Consider the following 12,432-nt stretch of genomic DNA (forward strand, 5'->3'; position numbering starts at 1 on the left):
AGGCTCAGCAAGCAGGGGGCCCGCGTCGCGGCAGGACCCGCGGCGGGCAGCCGACCGGGACGACCCGGTCGGTGAGATCGAGTCGCGGCAGACGCGTCGCAGGCAGCGCGGCGGCGTCCTCGAGCACGGTCAACGCTCGCGTCACCCAGCGCCAGAGGCGCCACCACAACGTCTCGCCGTAGGCCAGCGCCGCAGCCGTTCCCGTCGTCGCGACGAGGTGGGCCGCGAGCATCGCGGCGGTGACGTGCTCGTGACCGGTGAGGTAGACGCTCAACCCGTGCACGGCGAGCTGTGCCGCACCGATCACGGCGAGGAGCGCGGGCGCGCTCCAGCGCGATCCGGAGAAGATCAGCACGATCGCGCCGACGGCGAGGGCGACGGGCACGAGAGCCACCAGCGGAGGCGGGGTGCCGTGTCCGACGACGTGCGCACCGACGGCGACGGCGGTGACGGCGGAACCGACCGCGGTCGCCCGAAGACCCCGCGCAAGCGGAGCAGTCGGTGCGATCATGGCGCCATCGTACGGTGGCTCAGCCCCACCGCAGCGGGGCGGTGTCTCAGCGTCCATTCATCCTGGTCGAATGGACGCTCACCCACCGCTCAGGGTCGGCGATGGACGCTCACTCACCGCCAGGCGGGAGGCTAGGCCTCGGTCACGGCGCGGCTCTCAAGATCGGCGCGCAGTCGCTTGCGGTCCAGCTTGCCGACCGCCGTCTTGGGAATCGTCTCCGAGAAGACCACCAGACGCGGTTTCTTGTACGCCGCCAGCCGCTGGGCGACGTGGCTGGTCAGCTCGTCGCGGACGGACTCGTCAGGCTCGACACCGGGCGAGAGCACCACCACCGCGGTCACCGCCTCGACCCAGGTGGGGTCGGGCAATCCCACGACCGCGGCCTCCCGCACCAGCGGGTGATCGAGCAGTACATCCTCCACCTCCCGCGGATACACGTTGGTCACTGCTCGGCCGACGACGGTGTTCACGATGACGGCGCTGTGCCGCGCGGCCGAGGTGGTCGGGCTCAGTGAGGCGAGCGTGCGCATGGCAGCCACGCACCTGGCAGATGAGGGCATCGTGCGTCGCACCGGCCGGGGAGCCTACCGCCTCCATGCCGAGCACCTGTCGACCTTCGGGCATGTCGAGCATTGGCGTACCCGAACGCATCAGACGGTCGCGTGGAACGGCCGCTGGGTCGGTGCGGACCTCTCGAAGGTCCCGCGCGCCGATCGCACCACGCGCCGAAGGGTCGAGCGTGAACTGCGGCTCGCCGGCATGGCGCCGTGGCGGGGCACCATCTCGCTCCGCCCCGACAATCTGCGCGGAGGCGTCGACCAGCTCCGTCACCGCCTTCCGTCGGAGCTGGCGGTGTTCGCGGTGAGCGAACTCCACGAGGACGACGAGGCCGCGGCCCGGTCCCTGTGGGATTGCGCTGCGCTGGCCGAACAGTACGCACGCCTGCGCGCCGAGCTCCGCGCCAGTGTGGACGAGAGCGCACACGTCGACTCGCGAGCGTTTGCTCGTGAGTCCCTCCTTCTCGGCAGCCGTGCGATTGCGGCAATCGTCCGCGATCCGCTCCTTCCCGGGGAACTGTGCTCACCTGATCCGCTCTCCGCCCTGATCGCCGACACCGCCGACTACCAGGACCGGGCGCAGGACACCTGGGCTGCGCTGCTATGGGACGAAGGCACCGCCCCGGACTGAGCCGCGGGCGTTCTCCCGAGATGGGGCGGTGTCTCAGCGTCCATTCACCCTGATCGGATGGACGCTCACTCACCGCTCGGCGGGCGGTGGACGCGGGCGACGCGGGTTCAGGCCCTGGCCAGCGCCCGGCCGGCGGCGCGGCCGGAGAAGATGCATCCGCCGAGGAAGGTGCCTTCGAGCGCGTTGTAGCCGTGCACCCCGCCGCCACCGAAGCCGGCCACCTCGCCCGCGGCGTACAGCCCGGGGACGGGGCTGCCGTCGCGGCCGACGACCTGGGAGTCGAGGGTCGTCTGCAGACCGCCCAGAGTCTTGCGCGTCAGGATGTTGAGTCGGACCGCGATGAGCGGGCCGTGGTCGGGGTCGGTGAAGCGGTGCGGCGGGGCGACCCGCAGCAGCTTGTCGGTGCGCGAGCGTCGGGCGTTCGCGATGGCCATGAGCTGGAAGTCCTTCGAGAACCCGTTGGTCAGCTCGGCGTCGCGGGCGAGGATCTGCCGTTCGACGAGCCCGGCGTCCAGCTGCGGGCCGCGCGGCGTCTCGTCGCTGGCGACGATCTTGTTCATGCCGGCGACCAGCTCGGCGACGGTGTCGGCGACGACGAAGTCGATGCCGTGCTCCTTGAACGCCTCGACCGGTCCCGGCGCCCCCTTGGCCAGCCGGCTCTTGAGCATGAACTTCAGGTCCTTGCTCGTGATGTCCGGGTTCTGCTCCGAGCCCGACAGCGCGAACTCCTTCTCGATGATCGACTGCGTGAGCACGAACCAGGAGTAGTCGTATCCGGTCTCGAGGATCGCGCGCAGCGTGCCGAGGCTGTCGAAGCCGGGGTAGTTCGGCGCGGGGAAACGCTGCCCGGTCGCGTCGAACCACATCGAGCTCGGACCGGGGATGATGCGGATGGCGTGGTCGGCCCACACGGGGTTCCAGTTGTGGATGCCCTCGGTGTAGTGCCACATGCGGTCGCGGTTGACGATCCGGCCGCCGGCCTGCTCGGTGATCGCGAGCATCCGGCCGTCCACGTGCGCCGGAACGCCGGAGATCATGTGCCGCGGCGCCGGGCCGAGACGGTCGGTGGGCCAGTTCGCCCGGATCAGGTCGTGGTTGTGGCCGATGCCGCCCGAGGTGACCACGACGGCCGGGGCGCGGAGCTCGAACCCGTCGACCTCGACGCGGTTGGAGGCGACGCCGCGGGGTGCGTGGTCCGGTGCCAGCTGCATGCCGCGCACGCCGACCACCGCGCCGTCCTCGACGAAGAGGTCATCGACCCGGTGCCGGAAGCCGAACTCGACCAGGCCCCGGCGCTCGGCGTCGAGCACCGGTTCGGCGAACACGCGCACGACCTCCGGGCCGGTTCCCCACGTCAAATGGAAGCGGGGGACGGAGTTGCCGTGCCCCAGGGCGTCGCCGCGGCCGCGTTCGGCCCAGCCGACGATGGGCAGCACCTTGAGCCCCAGGGCCCGCAGGTATTCGCGCTTCTCACCCGCCGCGAAGCGCACGTACGCCTCAGCCCACTGACGCGCCCAGACGTCTTCGTCGTCGAGCCGGTCGAAGCCCGCCGAGCCCTGCCAGTCCTGCCACGCGAGTTCGAACGAGTCGCGGATCCCCATCCGCCGCTGCTCTGGCGAGTCGACGAGGTACAGGCCGCCGAGCGACCACCACGCCTGGCCGCCCAGGTTGTCTCGGCTCTCCTGATCGAGGACGAGCACGCGTTTGCCGGCGCGGCTCAGCTCGTAGGTGGCGACGAGTCCGGCGAGACCGGCGCCGACGACGATGACATCGGGATCGTGCATGTCACTCCTGGAGGACGGGCCACATCAGTGCGGCCAACTGGTCGACCGCGGCGGCGACGTCCTCCGCGGTGTGGGTCAACGGGATCGCGATCGCCAAGCCGTCGACGACGCTGATGACGACCCGCAGCAGCGCCCGCAGCCGCACCGGGTCGAGGTCGAATCCGGCGTACAGCGCGGCGGCGCCGCTCATGAGGACGCGGTGGTAGGCCTCGGTCGCGGGTTGCAGTTCGGCCCGCAGAGCGTCGTCGGTGCGGGCCGCGAGCATGAGCTCGTGCCAGGTCCGGTTCTCCGGCGAGGCACCCAACGTCACGAGCTCGGCCAGCACCGACCGCAGTTCGGCCTGCGAGGTCACCGGTCCGCGCACGCGACGGGTGAACGCCTCCCCCTGTCGCCTCGCGACTTCTGCTGCCGCCGCGGCCAGCACCGCGCGTCGGCTCGGGAAGTGGCGGAACAGCGCGCCCTGGCTGACCCCGGCTCGTGCGCAGACCGCCGCCGTGCTGGTGCCGGCGTACCCCGCCTCGTCGAGCGAGGCGATCGTCGCGTCGAGCAACCGAGCGATCGTCTGCTCACGGCGCTCCGTCTGAGTGGGCACTTCAGGAGGATCGCACAGGGCGCTGCAAAAAGATAGCGATCACTCGCTTTTGCGGTTCGCATCGCGTTCTTTCGCTGCCTCAGATAGGCGCTTCCTCACCCCGCCCACCCGAAGCACGGGCGGATACGGATCCGTTCAGCGCAGAATGCCCTCGTGGAGCGCGCGGAGCACCGCGTTCGTGCGGTCCCGGGCGCCGAGCTTGAGCAGGATCGTCGAGACGTGGTTCTTGACCGTCCCCTCGGCGAGGAACAACGCCTCGGCGATCTGGCGGTTGCTGTACCCGCTGGCCACGAGCCGCAGGACGTCGAGTTCGCGTTCAGTCAGTTCCTGCGCGGGTGGCGCGTCGGGTCCTACCGGCGATGGGCCGGAGCGGATCGCACGAAGCAGGCGGTCGGTGATGGACGGGGCGATGAGGGTGCCGCCGTCGGCGAGGGTGCGGACCGCGTGGGCGAGCTGCGCCAATGTGACGTCCTTGAGCAGATAGCCGCGAGCTCCAGCACGCAGCGCCTCCAGGACGAGAGCGTCGTCGTCGAACGTGGTGAGGACGAGGACGGGGATGTCGACTCCGCGGTCGCGCAACCGCTCCAGCGTCCAGATGCCGTCCCGGCGCGGCATCCGCAGGTCCAGGAGCACGACATCCGGCGCCGCGGTGGCCACCACCTCGAGCGCCACCTCGCCATCGTCGGCCTCCCCCACCACGTCGATCTCGGCGAGTTCGAGCAGGCTGCGGATGCCCTGCCGCACGAGCGTCTGATCGTCGACGACCACGACCCGCGTCATCGGGCGGGCACCCACGCACGGACGCGGAACCCGCGTGTCCCGTCGTACTCCACGCCCCCGCCGAGCGCCTCGAACCGTTCGGCCAGTCCCCGCAACCCGTTGCCCGGCGAGATCTCCGGAGCGCCTCGGCCGTCGTCCGCCGCGCTCAGGTGCACCCGCGTGCCGTCGCGCTCGACCCGCACCCACAGCTCCTGTGCCTCCGCGTGCCGCAGCGCGTTGGTGACCACCTCCTGTACCGCCCGCACGAGGGCGGCGGCCTGGTCGTCGTCCACGGTGAGGTCGTCGTCGACGACGAGGTCGACGTCGAGCCCGGGGACGTCGCGAGCAACGCGTTCCAACGCGGCCCGCAGGTCGGTGGCCGGCTGCTCACGCATCTGCCCCACCGTCGCGCGCACGTCCGAGAGCAGGCTCCGCGCGACCTCGCCCGCGCGCTCCACGTGGGGACGCGCCGCAGGACCCTCGCGGTGACGGGCGGCTTCGAGTTCCAAGGTCAGCACCGTCAGCTGGTGACCCACGAGGTCGTGCAGCTCGCGCGAGATGCGGAGACGCTCGGCCGTCCGCGCCGTCGACTCGAGGAGGACGGTCGCCGCCTGCAGATCGACGTGCGCCTCGGCGAGCTCGCGCCGCAGTCGCTGCTCGCGCAGGATCGCCTGCACGCTCAGCACCGACGCGATCTGGATGAGCGCGTAGAAGCCGGCCATGATGAGCGGCTCCAGCCAGCCGTCACCGATCGTGTGCAGTCCGATGACGAGCGTGTTGAGCGCGACGACCACCAGGTTGGCGGGCAGCCGGATGAACTCGGGCCCCAGCGCCGCGATCACGACGAGCAGGATCGGCAGCAGACCGGCGCCGGACGCTCCGAGCAGGACCACCCAGGAGAGCAGGACCGCTGCGGCGTACGCGGTGAGCCGGATCTTGCGCCGGGGGCTGAAGACCGTCACGAGGATCGCGGCGAAGACGGCGACGAACGCGCTCGTCCAGGCCACCATGCTGATCCTCGGGTCGACCAGCCCGAGCAGCACCGGAAGACCGACTCCCGCGGAGACGACGAGCATGACGAGCCCGGACCATCCGTCGGGTCCCAGGCGTCGCATGACCCCAGCGTAGGCGGTTCGGTCCCCGCGTAGAGGTGCCGAAAGTCATGCGCCGGGATGCTGACCTTCGGCACACGCGCGAGACCTGCTCACGCTTCTAGCGTCGAGGCATGAGCGAACCCGCCATCCTCGCCGAGGGACTGCACAAGCGCTACGGCGACACCGTCGCGGTGGACGACATCAGCCTGCGCGTGGAGCGCGGCGAGACGTGGGGCATTCTCGGCACCAACGGCGCCGGCAAGACCACGACCGTTGAACTGATCGCCGGGCTCCGAGCCCCCGACAGCGGGAGCGTGCGCGTGCTCGGACTCGATCCGCGCCGTGATCGCGCGGCCCTGCGTCAGGTGCTCGGTGTCCAGCTGCAGCACGCCTACCTGCACGGCGCCCTGACCGTCGAGGAACTGCTCGGGCTGTACCGCAGCTTCTATCCGGACCCGCGCAGCACCGATGAACTGCTCGAGCTCGTCGAGCTGACCAAGCAGCGGCGGACACGCTTCGAGAAACTCTCCGGCGGCCAGCAGCAGCGGCTGTCCATCGCCCTGGCGCTCGCCGGCCGCCCGCAGGTCGTGATCCTCGACGAGCTCACCACCGGCCTCGACCCGCGCGCTCGCCGTCGGATGTGGGCGGCGGTGGAGAGCCTGCGCGAGGAGACCGTCATCCTCGTCAGCCACGCCATGGAGGAAGTCGAGCGCCTGTGCGACCGGGTGGCGCTCATCGACGGCGGTCGCGTCATCGCCTCCGGGACGCCGGCCGACCTCGTCGCCCAGTCGGGCGCGGCCGATCTCGACGAGGCGTTCGTCGTGCTCACCGGCAAGGAACTCGAGATCGAGGAGGAATCCGCATGACCACCGCCACAGCCGCCGCCCACCGCCCGGGCCTGCACTCCTGGCTGACGATGATCCGGTGCGAGGCCAAGATGGTCGTCCGCGACACCGCCGGGCTCGTGGTGCCGATCGGCCTGCCGCTGCTGATCCTCGTCATGAACGCGTCGGCGGCGGGTGACGAGGAGATCACCGCGGGTCGCACGGCTCTCGACCTCTACATCCTCCCGCTGGTGTTCACGATCGTCACCGCCACCATCGGGATCATCAACATGCCGAGCTTTCTCGCCTACTACCGGCGCAGCGGCATCCTCCGCCGCCTGGCGGTCACGCCCGCATCGCCGGCGATGGTGCTCGTCGCGCAGGTCGTCGTCAGTCTGGTCCAGGCGATCCTCGGTATCGGGCTCGCGTTCGCCGTCGCGGTCCTCGCGTTCGGCGCACACCCGCCGGTGGATGTGGGTTCCGCCGTGGGCATCGTCGTGGTGTCGATCGCGGCGATGTACGCCCTCGGCATGGTGGTCGCCGCTCTGGCACCGACGCCTAATTCGGCCGTCGCGATCGGGTTGGTCGGCTTCTTCGGACTCGGAGCGTTGGGCGGCCTGTTCGGCGGCCGGGACTCACTGCCCGACCCGCTCGCCACACTCGGCGAGTGGTTGCCGTTCGGGGCGTCGGTCGAGGCACTGTCGAACGCGTGGGCGGGGCAACCGGTCGAGGCCGTTCACCTGCTGAGCCTCGCCGTCTCGGCCGTGCTGGGTGCCGTCATCGCGGCTATGTTCTTCCGATGGGACTGACGATGCTCGGGGCGGCGGCGTCCGTGGGGTTCCTGCTCGTCTTCACCGTCGACGGCTGGACGCGTCCGGGGTTCAGCGCCCGCCGGCACCCCGTCAGTGCGCTCGCGCTCGGACCGCGAGGCTGGCTGCAGACCGCCAACTTCGTCGTCTGCGGAGTACTGACGTTCATCGCCGCCTTCGGGCTCCGGACGGTGAGCGTCTGGACCGCCCTCGCCGTCGCGGCCGCCGGTCTGGCGCTCATCGCCTCGGGCATCTGGCGCATGGACCCGATGCGCGGCTACCCGCCCGGGGCGCCTGCCCACGTGCCGCTATCCGAGACGTCCGCCTCGCACCGCATTCACGACGTGGCGGGCATGGGCGTGTTCGGGGCCCTACCGGTCGCCGCACTGCTCACCGCGTTCGCGGACGTGGACCCGTCGTTGCGCTGGTACTCCGTGGTCACCGCCGTCGTGACCGCGATCCTGCTCGGAGTGTTCGGCACGGCGTGGGAGCGCGACACCCCCAACGCCGGAGCCTGGCAGCGCCTGCTCATCGTCGCCGGCTGGAGCTGGCTCACCGTCCTCTTCGTCGTCGCGGCCTGATCGACGGGCTCACCATGTGCGGCTGACCGTCGCCTTACTCCCGGTCACGAGGCTCTGCGGCGGAACGTCATCGGCCACCACCGCGCCCGCCGCGATCACCGCGTCGCGGCCGATGCTCACCCCGGGAGGATCGTCGCGCCTGCGCCGATCCACACGTTCTCCCTCACGTCGATCGGTCCGCCCGTCAGCCAGATGCGGCGATCCTCGGTGTCGACGGGATGGCCCACCGTGATGAACGTGACCTTCGGTGCCACCATGACCCGGTCGCCCAGCCGGATGCCGGCGTAGTCCAGGAACGTGCAGCCCTGATTGATGAAAACGCGTTCTCCTAGCTCCAGGCGCAGGCCGTGATCGGTATAGAACGGCGGATAGATTGTCACCCGCGGCGGGAGCGGCCGACCGAGGATCTGCTCGAACAGCTTCGCTTTAGCGTCCTCGTCGTCGAACGGCAGGACGTTGAGTCGCGAGGTGAGTTCGGTGACCCGCAGCACCCGCTCGGACATGGCCGTGAACTCGGGGCTGTGGATGCGCATGAGGAGGTCGCCGGGCATCTCGTCATCGTCGCGCGAGGACGAGGGCTTCTCGATCAACGGCGAACCCGGCGAGGCGTGGAGCCTGCGGCCGCAAGGTCGATCCCCTTGGTCTCCGGCAGGAGCCAGACCGCGACGCCCGTCGCGACGCAGAGCACCACGATGTAGAGGCTGGACGCCCACCCGATGCCGAGATTGTTGAGCAACTGGTTGAGGTACGGCGCGCTGCCGCCGAACACGGCGACCGAGATCGAATAGGCGAAACCGATGGCCTGCGTGCGCACCCGGGTCGGGAACACCTCCGACATCGTCGAGGACAGCAACGCTCCGGGCATCGCGACCACCACGAGGGCGAGCGTCGCCGCCACGAGCAATGTCCACGGCTTGTCACTGATGAGCCCCATGAGCGGGAACTGGAGCACGATCATCGCGACCGCGAACGCCAGCAGCACGGGCCGGCGGCCGATGCGATCGGAGAACCGCCCCCACAGCGGGAGGGAGGCCAGGGCGAGCGCCTGAGCGATGACCGACATCCAGTAGGCGGAACTGGCCGCCATCCCCTGCTCAGCGATCGCGTAGGTGGAGACGTACGAGGTCCACGTGTAGTGGGCGGCCGTGATGCCACTGGTCATCGCGATGACGAGCAGGATGCCGCGCACGACCTGCGACCGCGGAACCTCGACGGCGGGAGCACTCTCCTCCGCCGGGGTGGTGTCGTCGGTGAACACCTCGCTCTCCTCCATGCCGCGCCGCAGCACGAGAACCACGAGCGCCGCGACGCCGCCGAGGAGGAACGGGATGCGCCAGCCCCACTCGCCGACCGCGCTCTCGCTGATCGACGCGGTGATCGCGCCGCCCACCGTGTACGCCAGCACCGAACCGCCGAAAATCGCGACGAACACGATGCTGCCCCACATGCCGCGACGGTCGGCGGGCGCGATCTCCGCGACGTAGGTGTTGGCCGTCGCGGACTCGCCGCCGTGGGCGAAGCCCTGCACCATGCGGGCGAGCAGGAGCAGGAGCGAGGCGAGAGCACCGATGGACTCGTACGTGGGCATGATGCCGATGGCGAAGCTGCCGCCGGCCATCATCAGCATCGTCGTGATGAGGACGAACTTGCGTCCGCGGCGGTCGGCGAGCCGACCGAAGACGATGCCGCCGAGGGGCCGCATCAGGAAGCCGACGGCGAACACCGCGAAGGTCGACAACAGCGCCGACACCGGGTCGTCCTGACTGAACATCACCGCGGCGATGAACGGAGCGAACACCGCGTAGGCGCTCCACTCGTACCACTCCAGGACGTTGCCGACGGTGCTGGCGACGAGCGAACGCCGCTTGCTCGTCGGCGCGCTCACCGCATCGGGCTCAATCGTTCCTGCCATGACGTCTCCTTGTGCTGGGTGGTTCTCAGGCGTCGGTGCGATCGCGCAGCACGTTGCGGCGGATCTTGCCGGTCGCGGTTTTGGGAAGCCCCGCGACGACGTGGACGTCGCGAGGCACCTTGTACGCGGCGAGCCGTTCCTTGACGAACGAGCGCAGGGTCGCGGGCTCGACGGACTGCCCGGCCGCCAGCGACACGTACGCCACCACGGACTCGCCCTGGTACTCGTCGGGGCGGCCGACGACGGCGGCTTCGAGGACGGCCGGGTGCTCGTACAGCGCGTCCTCGACCTCGCGCGGCCACACCTTGTACCCGGACACGTTGATCTGGTCCTTGAGCCGGTCGACGAGGTAGACCCAGCCCTGCTCGTCCATGATCGCGACGTCGCCGGTGCGGAGGCGGCCGCCGGGCATCGTCTGCTCGGTGACGTCGGGCTTGCGCCAGTAGCCGGTCATCAGCTGCGGGCCGGTGAGCTCGAGCTCGCCCTGCTCCCCCGGCGGGAGCGGCTGTCCCTCGGCGTCGATGATGCGCGCGGTCAGGCCCGGCAGCGGCACGCCGATCGACAGGGTGCCGCTCGGTTCGTGCACGGGCGCCTCCGCTCCGAGGGGTACGCCGATGACGGCCGAGCTGGTCTCCGTCATGCCGTAGACGTTGTGGATGTAGACGCCGAAGCGGTCGACGAACCGCCGCACGGTGGCCGGCGGGATGGGCGCCCCTCCCGAGTAGAGGGCGCGCAGGCTCGCGAAGTGCTCACGGCTCGATCCGGGCACCTCGGCGAGCGCGTTGAACGCCGTGATCGACCCGACGGTGGTCGTCACCTGGTACTCGGCGAAGGCATCCAGCACGACCTCGGCGCGGAACCGGTGGGCGAAGACCAGGAGCGTGTCGTGGACCAGCGCCATCGTCGCGTTGACCACCGCACCGGTGATGTGGAACAGCGGGGCGATGGCGAAGACGACGTCACCGGAGCGCAGGTCGGTCCAGCGGGCGTACGACGTCGCCACGTGCAACACGGCGCCGTGGCTGTTCATCGCGCCCTTCGGCGGACCGGTCGTGCCGGAGGTGTAGGTCAGCAGCGCGACGTCCTCGGACGTGAGGTCCAGCGGAGGCACGGTACGGCCGCGGTGCTCCTCGACGAGGGTGAGCAGATCGCCGCCGGGCGCGGGCTCGGGGCGCTGCGGGTGCTCGCCGAACACCCGGGCGTCGTCGCGGGACTGCAGATCGCGCGCGGACGTACTGATCACCCATCGCACGGTCGTGCCCGCCGTGGCGTCGGTCGCCGCCTCGATGCCGTCGTCCTCGCAGATGATGCCGACGGCCTCGGCGTCGACGATCAGGCGGCGCAGCTCCTCGCCGCGGTACATGGGGTTGAGGATGAGCGCCGCCGCACCCAGCTTCCACAGCGCGAGGAGCACGAGGGCGTACTGCGGGATGTTCTGCAGGTAGACGCCGACGTGGTCGCCGCGTCCGACCCCCCGCTCGGCGAGAGCGCTGGCGAGCGCTTCGGCCATCGCGTCGGTCTCGCGCACCGAGTACTGCCGGTCGAAGTAGGCGAGCGCGGGCGCGTCCGGCTGCCGGGACAGGCGCGAAATCCACGCCTCGACCAACGTCGCGTATTCCGCTTCGACGTCCTCGTCGACCCCCGACGGGTACAGCGCCAGCCACGGCTTCTCGGTTCCGCTCACCACCATTGCCTCTCTTCCGACCGAGCGATCGCTCGGTTTAGAGTGTGTGTGGCAATGTGACCTATGTCAAGCCCAGAATGTGAGGTGGACCACGATGGCGATCGACACGACCCCGTCGGCCCTGACTCCGCTGTCGCCGATCCTCGAGGCCGCCCAGGAGTGCTTCGTCGAGCAGGGCTACCACGGCACATCGATCCGGGTGATCGCCGCGCGCGCCGGCCTGTCCGTGCCCGGCCTGTACCACCATTACCGGTCCAAGCAGCAGATGCTGCAGGACCTCATGAAGCATGCGATGACCTCGCTGTACCGCCAGAGCGAGGACGCCCTCGCCGCGGCGGCGAGCGATCCTCTGGCGCAGTTCAACGCCCTCGTCGGGTGCCTCGTGCGGTTCCACGCCTTCGAGCGCGCCCCGGCGTTCATCGCCTACAGCGAGATCCGCAGCCTCGACGAGGAGGCCCGGCGCGAGCACATCGCCCGCCGCGACGCTCAGCAGCGACTCATGGACCAGGTCATCGAAGCCGGAGTCGCCGCCGGTGAGTTCAGCACCCCCCATCCCACCGAGGCGAGCCGCGCCATCGTCACGATGTGCACCTCGGTCGCGCAGTGGTACCGGATGGACGGACCGCTGACGCCCGACGAGCTCGTGGACCGCTACCTGGTGATCGCCCGGATGACGATCGGCGCTCGCGGCTGA

At 70.3% G+C, this 12,432-nt stretch carries 14 protein-coding genes; 5 read left to right on the top strand and 9 right to left on the bottom strand.

Translation table 11 applies throughout. The annotated features are described in order from the left end of the window. Nucleotides 1–4 precede the first annotated feature (4 nt). Together EHW97_RS03840 and EHW97_RS03845 are read right to left on the bottom strand one after the other, a co-directional pair. Entirely contained in the window at nt 5–511 is a 507-nt protein-coding gene (locus EHW97_RS03840) for a hypothetical protein (protein WP_124235836.1), read from the bottom strand. A gap of 131 nt (nt 512–642) precedes the next feature. Then, on the bottom strand, nt 643–1,041 hold the full coding sequence (locus EHW97_RS03845) for an AMP-binding enzyme (protein ID WP_208001862.1): 399 nt from the start codon (nt 1,039–1,041) through the stop codon (nt 643–645). Here EHW97_RS03845 and EHW97_RS03850 point away from each other — a divergent pair. Then, nucleotides 1,040–1,699, top strand: a complete 660-nt coding sequence (locus tag EHW97_RS03850) for a PaaX family transcriptional regulator C-terminal domain-containing protein (RefSeq protein WP_166367379.1) — start codon at nt 1,040–1,042, stop codon at nt 1,697–1,699. The two genes, EHW97_RS03845 and EHW97_RS03850, sit on opposite strands and share 2 nt — an antisense overlap. 107 nt (nt 1,700–1,806) lie before the next feature. Here the strand turns inward: EHW97_RS03850 and EHW97_RS03855 are convergent, their stop codons facing one another. The 4 genes from EHW97_RS03855 to EHW97_RS03870 form a co-directional block, all read right to left on the bottom strand. Continuing rightward, nucleotides 1,807–3,483 (bottom strand): FAD-binding dehydrogenase, encoded by a 1,677-nt coding sequence (locus EHW97_RS03855; RefSeq protein ID WP_124235839.1) that lies wholly within the window; start codon nt 3,481–3,483, stop codon nt 1,807–1,809. A 1-nt stretch (nt 3,484) separates the two neighbouring features. Next, nucleotides 3,485–4,075, bottom strand: a complete 591-nt coding sequence (locus EHW97_RS03860; protein WP_166367380.1) for a TetR/AcrR family transcriptional regulator — start codon at nt 4,073–4,075, stop codon at nt 3,485–3,487. Between the two features lie 135 nt (nt 4,076–4,210). Next, complete coding sequence (locus EHW97_RS03865; protein ID WP_124235841.1) at nt 4,211–4,855, bottom strand: response regulator; 645 nt, start codon at nt 4,853–4,855, stop codon at nt 4,211–4,213. After that, nucleotides 4,852–5,949: a sensor histidine kinase gene (locus EHW97_RS03870; RefSeq protein ID WP_124235842.1), complete on the bottom strand. Its 1,098-nt coding sequence runs from the start codon at nt 5,947–5,949 to the stop codon at nt 4,852–4,854. The genes EHW97_RS03865 and EHW97_RS03870 overlap by 4 nt, the downstream gene beginning before the upstream one ends. Before the next feature lie 110 nt (nt 5,950–6,059). On the opposite strand from EHW97_RS03870, the gene EHW97_RS03875 reads away from it, so the two are divergent. Genes EHW97_RS03875 through EHW97_RS03885 form a run of 3 tightly spaced genes read left to right on the top strand, consistent with a single transcriptional unit; the run spans nt 6,060 to nt 8,142 of the window. Continuing rightward, nucleotides 6,060–6,794, top strand: a complete 735-nt coding sequence (locus EHW97_RS03875; RefSeq protein ID WP_124235843.1) for an ABC transporter ATP-binding protein — start codon at nt 6,060–6,062, stop codon at nt 6,792–6,794. Continuing rightward, nucleotides 6,791–7,561, top strand: coding sequence for an ABC transporter permease (locus EHW97_RS03880; RefSeq protein WP_124235844.1), 771 nt, complete (start codon nt 6,791–6,793; stop codon nt 7,559–7,561). Before EHW97_RS03875 ends, EHW97_RS03880 begins: the two co-directional genes overlap by 4 nt. Continuing rightward, complete coding sequence (locus tag EHW97_RS03885) at nt 7,552–8,142, top strand: DUF998 domain-containing protein (RefSeq protein ID WP_124235845.1); 591 nt, start codon at nt 7,552–7,554, stop codon at nt 8,140–8,142. The genes EHW97_RS03880 and EHW97_RS03885 overlap by 10 nt, the downstream gene beginning before the upstream one ends. A 116-nt stretch (nt 8,143–8,258) precedes the next feature. Here the strand turns inward: EHW97_RS03885 and EHW97_RS03890 are convergent, their stop codons facing one another. The 3 genes from EHW97_RS03890 to EHW97_RS03900 are packed head-to-tail and all read right to left on the bottom strand — an operon-like array spanning nt 8,259 to nt 11,741. Beyond that, nucleotides 8,259–8,732 carry an LbetaH domain-containing protein gene (locus EHW97_RS03890; RefSeq protein WP_243696294.1) on the bottom strand — a complete coding sequence of 158 codons (474 nt, stop codon included), beginning with the start codon at nt 8,730–8,732 and terminating at the stop codon, nt 8,259–8,261. Continuing rightward, nucleotides 8,729–10,054, bottom strand: coding sequence for an MFS transporter (locus EHW97_RS03895; RefSeq protein ID WP_124235846.1), 1,326 nt, complete (start codon nt 10,052–10,054; stop codon nt 8,729–8,731). Before EHW97_RS03895 ends, EHW97_RS03890 begins: the two co-directional genes overlap by 4 nt. A 25-nt stretch (nt 10,055–10,079) precedes the next feature. Then, nucleotides 10,080–11,741, bottom strand: a complete 1,662-nt coding sequence (locus EHW97_RS03900; RefSeq protein WP_208001863.1) for a class I adenylate-forming enzyme family protein — start codon at nt 11,739–11,741, stop codon at nt 10,080–10,082. A 91-nt stretch (nt 11,742–11,832) separates the two neighbouring features. Between EHW97_RS03900 and EHW97_RS03905 the strand changes: the two genes are divergently transcribed. Then, nucleotides 11,833–12,432 (top strand): TetR/AcrR family transcriptional regulator, encoded by a 600-nt coding sequence (locus tag EHW97_RS03905; RefSeq protein ID WP_124235848.1) that lies wholly within the window; start codon nt 11,833–11,835, stop codon nt 12,430–12,432.

It is taken from the genome of Aeromicrobium camelliae (assembly GCF_003850045.1).
GTDB classification, from domain to species: Bacteria; Actinomycetota; Actinomycetes; order Propionibacteriales; family Nocardioidaceae; genus Aeromicrobium; species Aeromicrobium camelliae.

Coding starts and splice junctions, on each gene's coding strand:
- EHW97_RS03885 (WP_124235845.1), top strand. CDS start 7,552: ATGGGACTGACGATGCTCGGGGCGGCGGCGTCCGTGGGGTTCCTGCTC.
- EHW97_RS03855 (WP_124235839.1), bottom strand. CDS start 3,483: ATGCACGATCCCGATGTCATCGTCGTCGGCGCCGGTCTCGCCGGACTC.
- EHW97_RS03880 (WP_124235844.1), top strand. CDS start 6,791: ATGACCACCGCCACAGCCGCCGCCCACCGCCCGGGCCTGCACTCCTGG.
- EHW97_RS03850 (WP_166367379.1), top strand. CDS start 1,040: ATGGCAGCCACGCACCTGGCAGATGAGGGCATCGTGCGTCGCACCGGC.
- EHW97_RS03865 (WP_124235841.1), bottom strand. CDS start 4,855: ATGACGCGGGTCGTGGTCGTCGACGATCAGACGCTCGTGCGGCAGGGC.
- EHW97_RS03870 (WP_124235842.1), bottom strand. CDS start 5,949: ATGCGACGCCTGGGACCCGACGGATGGTCCGGGCTCGTCATGCTCGTC.
- EHW97_RS03845 (WP_208001862.1), bottom strand. CDS start 1,041: ATGCGCACGCTCGCCTCACTGAGCCCGACCACCTCGGCCGCGCGGCAC.
- EHW97_RS03840 (WP_124235836.1), bottom strand. CDS start 511: ATGATCGCACCGACTGCTCCGCTTGCGCGGGGTCTTCGGGCGACCGCG.
- EHW97_RS03905 (WP_124235848.1), top strand. CDS start 11,833: ATGGCGATCGACACGACCCCGTCGGCCCTGACTCCGCTGTCGCCGATC.
- EHW97_RS03875 (WP_124235843.1), top strand. CDS start 6,060: ATGAGCGAACCCGCCATCCTCGCCGAGGGACTGCACAAGCGCTACGGC.
- EHW97_RS03895 (WP_124235846.1), bottom strand. CDS start 10,054: ATGGCAGGAACGATTGAGCCCGATGCGGTGAGCGCGCCGACGAGCAAG.